Origin of the sequence: Pseudomonas sp. TWI628, from assembly GCF_039673865.1 — a bacterium.
Lineage (GTDB): Bacteria > Pseudomonadota > Gammaproteobacteria > Pseudomonadales > Pseudomonadaceae > Aquipseudomonas.
Genome location: NZ_JBDJMM010000007.1, coordinates 131486 through 143683, shown reverse-complemented (window position 1 = coordinate 143683; position 12198 = coordinate 131486). Strand labels below are relative to the sequence as shown.

The window sequence follows — 12198 nt, the reverse complement described above, 5'->3', positions numbered from 1 at the left end:
GCATAGCCCTCGTGGGTTATCCGAAAATTTTCTAAACAAAAATGTGACTTTTCCGTAGCAGGCCGACGTACGGCATCATGACAATCGACCAACGGCCCTGAAAGGGAGCAAAAAGCTGTTATAAAGTTGCGCGCCAAACACATAAACATTCATAAGAGCTTCATCTATGCCGCCTTTCTTCAAGACATGGCTGACCCTCTGCCTATTATTGCCCCTGGCCGCCCACGCCACCAATCGTGAGCAACGTCTTCCCAATGGTTTCACCGGCTACACCAGCAATGCCTCGGTGAAACATGCGCCCGTCAAGCAGACCACGCTGCATGCACGCTCGAACTATTCGGGCAAGGGCCACAACCTGCCTGCCGTTGCGGCGATGTCGCCGAAGCAGAGCAGCGATGTGCTCAGCCGTGCGGTCAATGTGCTCGGTACCCCTTATGTTTGGGGCGGCAGCAACCCGAAAAAAGGGTTCGACTGCAGCGGGCTGGTCAAGTACGCCTTCAACGACGTGGCAGACGTCGACTTGCCGCGTACGTCCAACGCCATGGCCCAGGGCCATGGGGTGAAGGTGGCCAAGGGCGACCTCAAGCCAGGCGACCTGATTTTCTTCAACATCAAGAGCCGCCGGGTCAATCACGTTGCCATCTACCTGGGTAACGACCGCTTCATCCATGCGCCGCGCACCGGCAAGCGGGTGAGTATCGACAGCCTGAGCAAGCCTTACTGGCAGCAGCATTATGTGGTTGCCAAACGCGTGTTGCCGAAAGAGCAGCAACAGCTGAGCCTGGCCAAGCGCTAATCGGTTCCAACCTTTTCGCGGGCTTGCCCGCGAAGAGGTTGGAACAGGCCCTAGAGATCGCCGATCAATCCTTTCGCCCTCAGCCCCCGCATCGCCCCCTCCATCGTCCGCATCCCCTCCGCCGCCCCGGCCTGCATCACCGAACCCAACTGCGCCATGCGCCCCTCACGTACCAGATTGCGCACCGCCGGTGTCGCCACCAGCACTTCTCGCGCAGCCACTCGGCCGCCGCCCACACGTTTGAGCAGCACCTGCGCCACCACCAACCTCAGCGACTCTGCCAGCATCGCCCGCACCAACGGTTTCTCCTCTGCCGCAAACACCTCTACCAGCCGGTCAATGCTGCTGGCGGCCGACCGCGTATGCACCGTGGCCAGTACCAGATGCCCGGTCTCCGCTGCGCGCAGCGCCAGGCGGATGGTTTCCAGGTCGCGCAGTTCGCCAATCATGATCACATCCGGGTCCTGACGCAGGGCACTGCGCAGCCCTTGAGCGAAGTCACGACAATGCCGGCCAATCTCACGCTGGTTGACCAGGCTGCGCTGGCTGCTGTGGATAACTTCGACAGGGTCTTCGAGGGTGATGACATGCTGCGCCTGCTCTCGATTGAGCCGGTCGATCAGTGCCGCCAGGGTGCTCGACTTGCCGCTACCGGTCGGGCCGCCTACCAGCACCAGGCCATCCGCATGCTGCGCAACGGCTTGAAACACTTCTTCAAGATCAAGGTCATCGACACCGGCAATACGTTTCGGAATCAGGCGAAACGTGGCTGCCAGGCCGTTCAGCTGTCGAAACAGATTGAGACGAAAACGCCCCAGTGATGGCAACTCCAGCGCCAGATCCAGCTCATCGCCCTGCAACCATTGTCGGCACTGGCCCTCGTCGAGCAGCGGCGTCAGTGCGGCGTTCAAAGCTGCTGAGGTCACGCTCGGCAGCGCCATGCGCCGCAGCTCGCCATCCACGCGCAGCATCGGTATCTCGCCCGCAGCCAGATGCAGGTCGCTCGCGCCTGCCTCCACGGCCCGGGCCAACAGGTCGGTCACGTCCATGAGACTCCCCAATAGCCATCAAGCAGGTAGAATGCCGAAGATCTCCAGAGCCGACGGCATCGATCCATGTCCACCATAGCAGACAACCTTTCCGCCCTAGCCGCCCGCATCCACAGCGCCGCCCAGGCTGCCGGACGCGACCCGGCCAGCGTCCAGCTGCTGGCGGTGAGCAAGACCAAACCGGCCAGCGCCATTCGCGAAATCCACGCGGCCGGCGTGCGTGATGTCGGTGAAAACTACCTGCAAGAAGCCCTGGCCAAGCAGGAAGAACTGCGCGACCTGCCCTTGATCTGGCACTTCATTGGCCCCATTCAGTCGAACAAGACCAAAGCCATTGCCGAACATTTCGACTGGGTACACTCCGTGGACCGCCTGAAGATCGCCCAACGCCTGTCCGAACAGCGCCCTGCGGGCTTGCCACCGCTGAACATCTGCCTGCAAGTGAACGTCAGTGGCGAAGACAGCAAGTCCGGTTGCGCCCCGGCCGACCTGCCAGCACTGGCCAAGGCCGTGGCGGCACTGCCAAACCTGCGCCTGCGTGGGCTGATGGCAATCCCCGAGCCGAGCGAAGATCGTGCCGCCCAGGAGGCCGCCTTCGCCAGCCTGCGCCAGCTTCAGGAAAGCCTGGGCCTTGGCCTGGATACCCTGTCGATGGGCATGAGCCACGACCTGGAGGCGGCCATCGCTCAGGGAGCGACCTGGGTACGTATCGGTACCGCCCTGTTCGGCGCGCGCAATTACGGCCCCGTCTGATTCCATGCTTTACTCACTCTTTCCTTCAAGGACCTGACATGAGCAAGACACGTATTGCCTTTATCGGCGCCGGCAACATGGCCGCCAGCCTGATCGGCGGCCTGCGTGCCCAGGGCCTGGACGCGGCGCAGATCCGTGCCAGCGACCCCGGCGCCGAGACCCGCACCCGCGTCCAGGCCGAACACGGCATCGAGGTGTTCGAAGACAACGCCCAGGCCATTGCCGGTGCCGACGTGGTCGTGCTGGCAGTCAAACCACAGGTCATGAAGGCCGTGTGCGAGGCGCTGAAGCCGAACCTGGCAGCCGGTCAACTGATCGTCTCGATCGCCGCCGGCATCACCTGCGCCAGCCTGCAGACCTGGCTCGGCGCCCGCCCGGTGGTACGCTGCATGCCCAACACGCCGGCGCTGCTGCGCCAGGGCGTCAGCGGCCTGTACGCCACCGCTGAGGTGTCCGCCGAACAACGCCAGCAGGCCGAACAACTGCTGTCGGCAGTCGGTACCGCCCTGTGGCTGGAGCACGAGCAACAACTGGACGCCGTCACCGCGGTCTCTGGCAGTGGCCCGGCCTACTTCTTCCTGCTGATCGAAGCGATGACCGCCGCTGGCGAAAAACTGGGCCTGCCACGCGAAACCGCCTCGCAACTGACCCTGCAAACCGCCTTGGGCGCCGCGCGCATGGCCGTGGCCAGCGATGTCGACGCCGCTGAGCTGCGCCGCCGTGTCACCTCGCCAGCTGGCACCACCGAGGCGGCGATCAAGTCGTTCCAGGGCAATGGCTTCGAAGCCATCGTCGAGCAGGCGCTGGAAGCGGCGTCGAAGCGTTCCGCCGAGCTGGCCGAACAACTGGGCAAATAAGGAGCTGTTGATGAATGCACTGTCCGGCGCCGCGATCTTCGTGGTGCAAACCCTGGTCAGCCTGTACCTGGTGATCGTTCTGTTGCGCTTCGTACTGCAACTGGTCAAGGCCAACTTCTACAACCCACTGAGCCAGTTCGCCGTGCGTGCGACCCAGCCACTGCTCAAGCCGATCCGTCGGGTGATCCCCAGCATCGGTGGCCTGGACACTTCGTCGCTGCTGCTGGCGATCGTCATCCAGGCGCTGCTGATGGGCTTCGTGCTGATGGTCACCTACGGTACCTTCGGCGACGTTCTGCACCTGCTGATGTGGGCCATCATCGGCATCACTTCGCTGTTCCTGAAGATCTTCTGGGTGGCGATGATCGTCATGGTGATCGTTTCCTGGGTCGCACCGAACAGCCACAACCCGGCTGCGGAGCTTGCCTGGCAGATCAGCGAACCGGTGCTGGCACCGTTCCGCCGCATCGTGCCCAACCTGGGCGGCATGGATATCTCGCCGATCTTCGCCTTCCTGGCGATCCAGGTGATCCAGTCGTTCGTCATGCCGCCGCTGGCTGCCTATGCGGGCATGCCACAGGAACTGTGGCGGATGATCTGAGCCTCAAGCACCGCTGCTTAACCCCAGTGGCAAGCCTTCGCTTGCCGCTGGGGGGAGTGCTCTTTAGACTTACGCCTCCGTCAAGCGTGAGCAGGGTCGATGTCCACTGTCCTTCCCGAAGATTCCGTCGGTCTGGTTACACCGCAAATTGCCAGGTTCGATGAACCACTGGCCCTGGCCTGTGGCCGTTCGCTCAACAGCTACGAGCTGGTCTACGAGACCTATGGCACCCTGAACGCCAGCGCGAGCAATGCCGTGCTGATCTGCCATGCCCTGTCCGGTCATCACCATGCCGCTGGCTACCATGCCGCCACCGACCGCAAGCCGGGCTGGTGGGACAGCTGCATCGGCCCTGGCAAGCCGATCGATACCAACCGCTTCTTCGTGGTCAGCCTGAACAACCTCGGCGGCTGCAATGGCAGCACCGGCCCGAGCAGCATCAACCCGGCCACCGGCAAGCCCTATGGCGCCGAATTCCCGGTATTGACCGTGGAAGACTGGGTGCATAGCCAGGCACGCCTGGCCGATCGCCTGGGCATCCAGCAGTGGGCGGCTATCGTGGGTGGCAGCCTGGGCGGCATGCAGGCCCTGCAGTGGACCATGACCTACCCCGAGCGCGTGCGCCACTGTGTAGATATCGCCTCGGCACCCAAGCTGTCGGCGCAGAACATCGCCTTCAACGAAGTGGCCCGTCAGGCCATCCTTACCGACCCCGAGTTCCACGGCGGCTCGTTCCAGGACCAGGGCGTGATCCCCAAGCGCGGCCTGATGCTGGCGCGCATGGTCGGCCACATCACTTACCTGTCCGACGACTCGATGGGTGAAAAATTCGGCCGCGAACTGAAGAGCGACAAGCTCAACTATGACTTCCACAGCGTCGAATTCCAGGTAGAAAGCTACCTGCGCTATCAGGGCGAGGAATTTTCTGGCCGTTTCGACGCCAACACCTACCTGCTGATGACCAAGGCCCTGGACTACTTCGACCCGGCTGCGGCCAATGGCGGCGACCTGGCGGCGACCCTGGCCCACGTCAAGGCGGATTACTGCATCATGTCGTTCACCACCGACTGGCGCTTCTCGCCGGCCCGCTCGCGGGAGATCGTCGACGCCCTCATGGCGGCCCGCAAGAACGTCTGTTATCTGGAGATCGACTCGCCTTACGGCCACGATGCCTTCCTGATCCCCACGCCTCGCTACATGCAGGGTTTCGCGAACTACATGAACCGCATCGCCATCTGAGGACAGCATGAGAGCCGATCTGGAAATCATCCACGACTGGATTCCCGCCGGCAGCCGGGTACTCGACCTGGGCTGCGGCAGTGGCGAGCTGCTGGCCTCGCTGCGTGACCGCAAGCAGGTCACCGGCTATGGCCTGGAGATCGACCCCGACAACATCGCCGCCTGCGTGGCCAAGGGCGTCAACGTCATCGAGCAGGACCTCGACAAAGGCCTGGGCAACTTTGCCAGCAACAGCTTCGACGTAGTGATCATGACCCAGGCCCTGCAGGCCGTGGAGTACCCTGACCGCATCCTCGACGAGATGCTGCGGGTGGGCCGCCAGTGCATCATCACCTTCCCCAACTTCGGCCACTGGCGCTGCCGCTGGTACCTGGCCACCAAAGGGCGCATGCCGGTTTCGGACTTCATGCCGTACACCTGGTACAACACGCCGAACATCCACTTCTGCACCTTCGCCGACTTCGAAGAGCTGTGCCATGAGCGCCGCGCCAAGGTCCTTGACCGCCTGGCCGTCGACCACTTGCACCGTAACGGGTGGGGTGGGCGGCTTTGGCCTAATCTTCTAGGTGAAATCGGCATTTATCGCGTCAGCAGCCCGGGCCTGCAGGAGCATCAACTGGCGGTCTGACGCCCACCGGAGGATTCGCACCATGCGTCGCCTAGCCCTGTTCCTGATCAGCCTGTGCCTGGCCCTGCCAGTGATGGCGGCCGATGCCGCCCGCCCCGAGCGCAAGGAAGTCTTCGGCGACGTGACGGTGCACTACAGCGCCTTCACCTCGAACATGCTGCAGCCGGACATCGCCGCTGCCACCGGGCTGAATCGCAGCAAGAACCAAGGCGTGCTCAACATCGCCGTGCTCAAGGCCGACAAGCCCGCCATGGCGGTGGTCAGCGGCACGGTGAAAGACCTGACCGGGCGCACCAGCCCGCTGTCGTTCAAGCAGATAACCGACCAGGGCGCGGTGTACTACATCGCCCAGTTCAAGATCGAGCAGGCCGAGACCCTGACCTTCGACCTGAATGTCGAAACCGGCGGGGTCAGCCACCAACTCAGTTTCAACCAGGAAGTGTTCCCAGGCGAATGATGAATTTCCAGCAACTCGTATTGGCCAGCCACAACGCCGGCAAACTCAAGGAACTCCAGGCCATGCTCGGCCAGTCCGTGCAGCTGCGCTCGATCGGTGAGTTCAGCCAGGTAGAGCCTGAGGAGACCGGCCTGTCGTTCGTCGAGAACGCTATCCTCAAGGCCCGCAACGCGGCGCGCATCTCCGGCCTGCCAGCGCTGGCCGACGATTCCGGCCTGGCAGTGGACTTCCTCGGAGGCGCGCCGGGCATCTACTCGGCGCGCTATGCCGACGGCAAGGGTGACGCGGCGAACAACGCCAAGCTGCTGGAGGCCCTGCAAGATGTACCGCCAGAGCAGCGCGGTGCCCAGTTCGTCTGCGTGCTGGCCCTGGTGCGCCACGCCGATGACCCGCTGCCGATCCTTTGCGAAGGCCTGTGGCACGGCAGCATCCTGTTCGAGGCAAGCGGCGAGCATGGCTTCGGCTACGATCCGCTATTCTGGGTGCCGGAGCGCAAGTGCTCCAGCGCCGACCTCGCCCCTGTGGATAAGAACCAGCTCAGCCACCGCGCGCGCGCCATGGCCCTGCTGCGTCAACGTCTGGGCCTGGCATGATCGCAACGCTGTCCGAAGCCAGCGCGGTGGCGCTCACCAGCCTGCCGCCGCTGGCGCTGTACATCCACATCCCGTGGTGTGTGCGCAAATGCCCTTACTGTGACTTCAACTCCCATGCCGCCGGGCCTGAGCTGCCTGAAGAGGCTTACGTCGACGCCTTGTTGACCGACCTCGACCTGGAACTGGCCGCCGTGCAGGGCCGGACCCTGTCGTCGATCTTCTTCGGCGGCGGTACGCCGAGCCTGTTCAGTGCCAATGCCCTGGGGCGCCTGCTGCGTGGCGTGGAGCAACGCATCCCGTTCGCTCCGGATATCGAGATCACCCTCGAGGCCAACCCGGGTACCTTCGAGCAGGAGAAGTTCAAGGCCTACCGGCAGACCGGTATCAACCGCCTCTCGATCGGTGTGCAGAGCTTCCAGCCAGCCAAGCTGGAGGCGCTGGGCCGCATCCACAATGGCGACGAAGCGATCCGCGCCGCCGGCATGGCGCGTGCAGCCGGCTTCGACAACTTCAACATGGACCTGATGCACGGCCTGCCCGACCAATCGCTGGATGACGCGCTGGGTGACCTGCGCCAGGCCATCGACCTCGGGCCGACCCACCTGTCGTGGTACCAGCTGACAGTCGAGCCGAACACGGTGTTCTGGAACCAGCCACCGGAGCTGCCTGAAGACGATACCCTGTGGGACATCCAGGAAGCCGGCCAGGCGCTGATGGCGGCCAACGGTTTCAAGCAGTATGAAGTTTCGGCCTATGCCCAGACTGACCGCGCTGCCAGGCACAACCTCAATTACTGGCGTTTCGGCGACTTCATCGGCATCGGTGCTGGCGCCCACGGCAAGTTGACCTTCACCGATGGCCGCATCCTGCGGACCTGGAAGACCCGTCTGCCCAAGGACTACCTGAACCTGGCCAAGCCGTTCAAGGCCGGCGAGAAGCTGTTGCCGGTGGATGAGCTGCCGTTCGAGTTCCTGATGAACGCTCTGCGCCTCACCGATGGCGTGGAAGCCGAGTTGTTTACCCAGCGCACCGGGCTGCCCTTGGCGCAACTGGCGCAATCCCGCCGCGCAGCCGAACAAAAGGGCCTTTTGCAGGTCGAACCGGATCGACTGGCGGCCACACCGCGCGGCCAGCTGTTCCTCAATGACCTGCTGCAGTATTTCTTGACCTAAGGATGACCCATGGATCTGGTACTTGATCTGCTCGCCACGGTTTCGCGCTGGAGCCGCAGCAATCTGTCTGAGATTTCCCTGGCCCTGGTAGGCTGCCTGCTGGTGCTGTTCGGCACCGACATCAAAGGCTGGGTGGACCAGCGCCTGGGTGCCCTGGCGGGCGCGCTAAGGGTGCCGGTGATGGCTGCCCTGGTGATGATCGGCAGTGGTGCGGCGCTGATCTATGCCACGCCGTGGGTGGTGAAGGGTTTGGGGCAGTTCAACAACTACGCGCTGGCACCAGTGTTGTTGGTGGTGCTGGTGTTGATTGGCGTGGTGGCTGATCGCCGCGGGTGAGCCTGCTAAAAGCTGCCCCGGAGAACCAGGGCAGCCCTACCACCTGACTAGCCCTTATTGGGCATCATCGAAGTGGTCGCGCATGAAGTCTCTTGCGGTCTTGAGCACAGTCAAGATCCGGATGAGCTTCCAGACGCGGCTCAGCGCATCAAGCAAACGCTTCATATGCCTTGGCCTCCGTGTTGGCGGGCCAATCTTCCAGCATCTAACCGGCGCTTCGATGCCTTCGAAAACTGTGTGAAGTTCTCAGTGAAGTGGCCAGGTTGATGGCCCTTCGAAGAGATTCACCGGCATGGTTCTCAGGCCATGTCGAAGGGGCCGAAAAGCAGAATTCTTCTCCTACCCGGCCCATCACTGAGTTGGCTCACACAGGAGCAACGCAATAGTACTCGGACTATCCGGCCAAGACTGTTAACCGCTTCGACACACGTAATGCGGGATATTTCCGCACATTGACCCTAGCTCTGAAGGTGCCTATGATCTTGTGACTGTGTGGAGTTTTCGGTGAAGCCTCAGAGCGAAGGATACTCAGTCCTGTCGCTCCCATAAAAAAATCGCTCTTCTCAGAGCGGTTTTTTTTCGCCTGCATTTCTACAAGCCTCAGCATCTCGAAAGGCTCAATCAGCCAATCAATCCACCTTCTCGAACTTCAGATCCCACACCCCATGCCCCAGCCGCTCGCCGCGGCGTTCGAACTTGGTGATCGGGCGCTCTTCCGGGCGTGGCACGTAGGTACCGTCTTCAGCACGGTTGCGATAGCCCGGGGCGGCGCTCATCACTTCCAGCATGTACTCGGCGTACGGCTCCCAGTCGGTCGCCATGTGGAACACGCCACCGGGCTTGAGCTTGCGCCGCACCAGTTCGGCAAACTCCAGCTGGACGATGCGGCGCTTGTGGTGACGCGCCTTGTGCCATGGGTCCGGGAAGAACAGCATCAGGCGATCGAGGCTGTTATCGGCTACGCAGCGGTTGAGCACTTCAATCGCATCGCAGTCATACACCCGCAGGTTCTTCAGGCCTTGGGTCAGCACGCCGTTGAGCAGCGCGCCAACACCCGGACGGTGCACTTCAACACCGATGAAGTCCTGCTCAGGCGCGGCAGCGGCCATTTCCAGCAGGGAATGGCCCATGCCGAAGCCGATCTCCAGGGTACGCGGCGCCGAACGGCCGAATACCTGGTCGTAGTCCACCGGGCTGTCGGCCAGCGGCAGGATGAACTGCGGACCGCCCTGGTCGAGGCCGCGTTGCTGGCCTTCAGTCATGCGCCCGGCGCGCATCACGAAGCTTTTGATGCGGCGGTGTGGGCGCTGGTCGCCGTCGGCGGAGATCGGCGTATCTTGCGAGTCAGTCATCAGGGGCTCTTACTTGATCAGACCATCCAGCGGCGAAGAGGCGCTGGCATAAAGTTTTTTCGGCATGCGGCCGGCCAGGTAGGCCATGCGGCCAGCCAGGATGGCGTGCTTCATGGCCTCGGCCATCAGCACAGGCTGCTGGGCGTGGGCGATGGCCGAGTTCATCAGTACGGCTTCACAGCCCATTTCCATGGCGATGGTGGCATCGGAGGCGGTACCGACACCCGCGTCGACCAGCACCGGCACCTTCGACTCCTCGAGGATGATCTGCAGGTTGTACGGGTTGCAGATGCCCAGGCCAGTGCCGATCAGGCCGGCCAGCGGCATCACCGCGATGCAGCCGGCTTCGGCCAGCTGGCGGGCGATGATCGGATCGTCGCTGGTGTAGACCATCACGTCGAACCCGTCCTTGACCAGCACTTCGGCGGCCTTGAGGGTTTCGATCACGTTGGGGAACAGGGTTTTCTGGTCCGCCAGCACTTCCAGCTTCACCAGGGTGCGCGACTCGTGGGACTTGTGGCCATCGAGCAGCTCACGGGCCAGACGGCAGGTCCGCACCGCCTCGACAGCGTCAAAGCAGCCTGCGGTGTTCGGCAGGATGGTGTACTTGTCGGGCGACAGCACGTCGAGCAGGTTCGGCTCGCCCGCATTCTGGCCAAGGTTGGTCCGGCGCACGGCCACGGTGACGATTTCGGCACCCGAGGCCTCGGTGGCCAGGCGGGTTTCTTCCATGTCACGGTACTTGCCGGTGCCTACCAGCAGGCGCGACTGGAAAGTGCGCCCGGCCAGGATGAAGGGCTTGTCGCTACGAACGTTGCTCATCGTTGTTCCTCGGGAAATGATTGCTGGGCTTGCAGGTGAATCGCCGGGCCGGGCTCAGCCGCCACCGATGGCGTGGACCACTTCGACCTGATCGCCCTCGTTCAGCTGCGTGCTGTCGTGCTGGCTACGCGGCACGATATCCAGGTTGAGTTCCACCGCCACCCGGCGCCCGGTCAGTTCCAGGCGGGTCAGCAGGGCCGCGACGCTTTCGCCAGCGGGCAATTCGTAAGGTTCACCGTTCAGTTGAATGCGCATGCGCACGGCCACCATTGTTCTTTGGGGCCCGCATTCTAGCGCCGATCCACGCACGAACCCAAGGGCGCTGCACGCCATTAGTCGCGATTGTGGACCGCTTGGTCAGCCCAGGCGCCAGGCAGCCAGGCCCAGGCACAGCCAACCGGCGAGGAAGCACAGGCCGCCGATGGGGGTGATGATACCCAGTTTGCCGAGGCCGCTGAGGGTCAGCAGGTACAGGCTGCCGGAGAACAGCACGATCCCAAGGGCGAACAGACCGCCAGCCCAGCCGACCAGGCGCCCCGGCAAGTGCGCCGACAGCAAGGCGACAGCGAAGATTGCCAGGGCATGTACCAGCTGATAGGTCACCCCCGTATGGAAAATGGCCAGATAGTCGGCCGTCAGGCGGTTCTTCAGCCCATGTGCGGCGAACGCGCCCAGGGCGACGCCGGTAAAGCCGAAGAAAGCAGCGAGCATGAGGAAGCTGCGAAGCATGGGACGACTCCTTGTATCGGGTCTGTATAATGGCCCGTTCCACCGGTCCGGCCAAGCCATCGCCATGCTGTCATCCATTCTCCGCCGCCTCGCCCGCGCCCTGCTCTGGTTCGCTGCCGGCAGCATCGTGCTGGTGTTGGTGTTTCGCTGGGTACCACCGCCTGGCACAGCCTTGATGCTTGAGCGCAAGGTGCAATCATGGGTAAGTGGCGAGCCGATCGACCTGCAGCGCGACTGGGAACCGTGGGAGAAGATCTCCGACGAACTCAAGGTGGCGGTCATCGCCGGTGAAGACCAGAAGTTCGCCAGCCATTGGGGCTTCGACATTCCGGCCATCCAGGCGGCGCTGGCGTACAACGAGCGCGGTGGCAGCATTCGTGGTGCCAGCACCTTGTCCCAGCAGGTGGCCAAGAACCTGTTCCTGTGGTCGGGCCGTAGCTGGTTCCGCAAGGGGCTGGAGGCCTGGTTCACCGCGCTGATCGAACTGTTCTGGTCGAAGGAGCGGATTCTCGAGGTATACCTGAACAGCGCCGAGTGGGGTAAAGGCGTGTTCGGCGCCCAGGCCGCGGCGCGTTACCACTTTGGCGTCGATGCCAGCCAACTGACCCGCCAGCAGGCCGCACAACTGGCCGCAGTGCTGCCGAGCCCGATCAAGTGGAGTGCCAGCCGGCCCAGCGCCTATGTGGCAAGCCGGGCGGGCTGGATTCGTCGGCAAATGAGCCAGCTGGGCGGGCCCAGCTACCTGATGCAACTGGACAGCTCGCGCAGGCCGTAAGCCTCAACAAAAAAGCCGCTGCCCCTCTCGGGTCAGCGG

The 12198-nt window shown here is 63.1% G+C and carries 16 protein-coding genes; 11 read left to right on the top strand and 5 right to left on the bottom strand.

Features of this window, described 5'->3' with window-relative positions; translation table 11 throughout:
- Positions 1-166 precede the first annotated feature (166 nt).
- Positions 167-796: a C40 family peptidase gene (locus ABE528_RS07680; RefSeq protein WP_152955542.1), complete on the top strand. Its 630-nt coding sequence runs from the start codon at positions 167-169 to the stop codon at positions 794-796.
- Positions 797-846: 50 nt separating this feature from the next.
- On the opposite strand, the gene ABE528_RS07675 is transcribed toward ABE528_RS07680, so the two are convergent.
- Complete coding sequence (locus ABE528_RS07675; protein ID WP_346652585.1) at positions 847-1845, bottom strand: PilT/PilU family type 4a pilus ATPase; 999 nt, start codon at positions 1843-1845, stop codon at positions 847-849.
- Positions 1846-1911: 66 nt separating this feature from the next.
- On the opposite strand from ABE528_RS07675, the gene ABE528_RS07670 reads away from it, so the two are divergent.
- From ABE528_RS07670 to ABE528_RS07630, 9 genes are all read left to right on the top strand, one after another.
- The gene (locus tag ABE528_RS07670) at positions 1912-2598 is read left to right on the top strand and encodes a YggS family pyridoxal phosphate-dependent enzyme (RefSeq protein WP_346652584.1); all 687 of its coding nucleotides are present in this window, start codon (positions 1912-1914) and stop codon (positions 2596-2598) included.
- A 38-nt stretch (positions 2599-2636) separates the two neighbouring features.
- Positions 2637-3455 (top strand): pyrroline-5-carboxylate reductase, encoded by an 819-nt coding sequence (gene proC, locus ABE528_RS07665; protein WP_152955539.1) that lies wholly within the window; start codon positions 2637-2639, stop codon positions 3453-3455.
- A gap of 10 nt (positions 3456-3465) precedes the next feature.
- Positions 3466-4056 carry a YggT family protein gene (locus ABE528_RS07660; protein ID WP_027920981.1) on the top strand — a complete coding sequence of 197 codons (591 nt, stop codon included), beginning with the start codon at positions 3466-3468 and terminating at the stop codon, positions 4054-4056.
- A 99-nt stretch (positions 4057-4155) separates the two neighbouring features.
- Complete coding sequence (locus ABE528_RS07655) at positions 4156-5295, top strand: homoserine O-acetyltransferase (RefSeq protein WP_152955538.1); 1140 nt, start codon at positions 4156-4158, stop codon at positions 5293-5295.
- A gap of 7 nt (positions 5296-5302) precedes the next feature.
- Positions 5303-5923, top strand: a complete 621-nt coding sequence (metW, locus tag ABE528_RS07650; RefSeq protein WP_110632944.1) for a methionine biosynthesis protein MetW — start codon at positions 5303-5305, stop codon at positions 5921-5923.
- A gap of 22 nt (positions 5924-5945) precedes the next feature.
- Positions 5946-6380, top strand: a complete 435-nt coding sequence (locus ABE528_RS07645; RefSeq protein ID WP_152955537.1) for a DUF4426 domain-containing protein — start codon at positions 5946-5948, stop codon at positions 6378-6380.
- A complete protein-coding gene (rdgB, locus tag ABE528_RS07640; protein ID WP_152955536.1) occupies positions 6377-6973 on the top strand; it encodes an RdgB/HAM1 family non-canonical purine NTP pyrophosphatase in 597 nt (198 codons plus the stop codon). Before ABE528_RS07645 ends, rdgB begins: the two co-directional genes overlap by 4 nt.
- Positions 6970-8145, top strand: a complete 1176-nt coding sequence (gene hemW / locus ABE528_RS07635; protein WP_346652583.1) for a radical SAM family heme chaperone HemW — start codon at positions 6970-6972, stop codon at positions 8143-8145. Before rdgB ends, hemW begins: the two co-directional genes overlap by 4 nt.
- A gap of 9 nt (positions 8146-8154) precedes the next feature.
- A complete protein-coding gene (locus ABE528_RS07630; protein WP_027920975.1) occupies positions 8155-8481 on the top strand; it encodes a DUF3392 family protein in 327 nt (108 codons plus the stop codon).
- Between the two features lie 629 nt (positions 8482-9110).
- Here the strand turns inward: ABE528_RS07630 and trmB are convergent.
- From trmB to ABE528_RS07610, 4 genes are all read right to left on the bottom strand, one after another.
- Entirely contained in the window at positions 9111-9833 is a 723-nt protein-coding gene (gene trmB, locus ABE528_RS07625; protein WP_103446094.1) for a tRNA (guanosine(46)-N7)-methyltransferase TrmB, read from the bottom strand.
- Between the two features lie 9 nt (positions 9834-9842).
- The gene (locus ABE528_RS07620; protein WP_027920973.1) at positions 9843-10655 is read right to left on the bottom strand and encodes a thiazole synthase; all 813 of its coding nucleotides are present in this window, start codon (positions 10653-10655) and stop codon (positions 9843-9845) included.
- A gap of 54 nt (positions 10656-10709) precedes the next feature.
- Positions 10710-10910: a sulfur carrier protein ThiS gene (thiS, locus tag ABE528_RS07615; RefSeq protein ID WP_033696634.1), complete on the bottom strand. Its 201-nt coding sequence runs from the start codon at positions 10908-10910 to the stop codon at positions 10710-10712.
- Positions 10911-11012: 102 nt separating this feature from the next.
- Positions 11013-11384 carry a DUF423 domain-containing protein gene (locus tag ABE528_RS07610; protein WP_152955534.1) on the bottom strand — a complete coding sequence of 124 codons (372 nt, stop codon included), beginning with the start codon at positions 11382-11384 and terminating at the stop codon, positions 11013-11015.
- 64 nt (positions 11385-11448) lie between these two features.
- Between ABE528_RS07610 and mtgA the strand changes: the two genes are divergently transcribed.
- Positions 11449-12159 (top strand): monofunctional biosynthetic peptidoglycan transglycosylase, encoded by a 711-nt coding sequence (mtgA, locus tag ABE528_RS07605; protein ID WP_152955677.1) that lies wholly within the window; start codon positions 11449-11451, stop codon positions 12157-12159.
- Positions 12160-12198 lie beyond the last annotated feature (39 nt).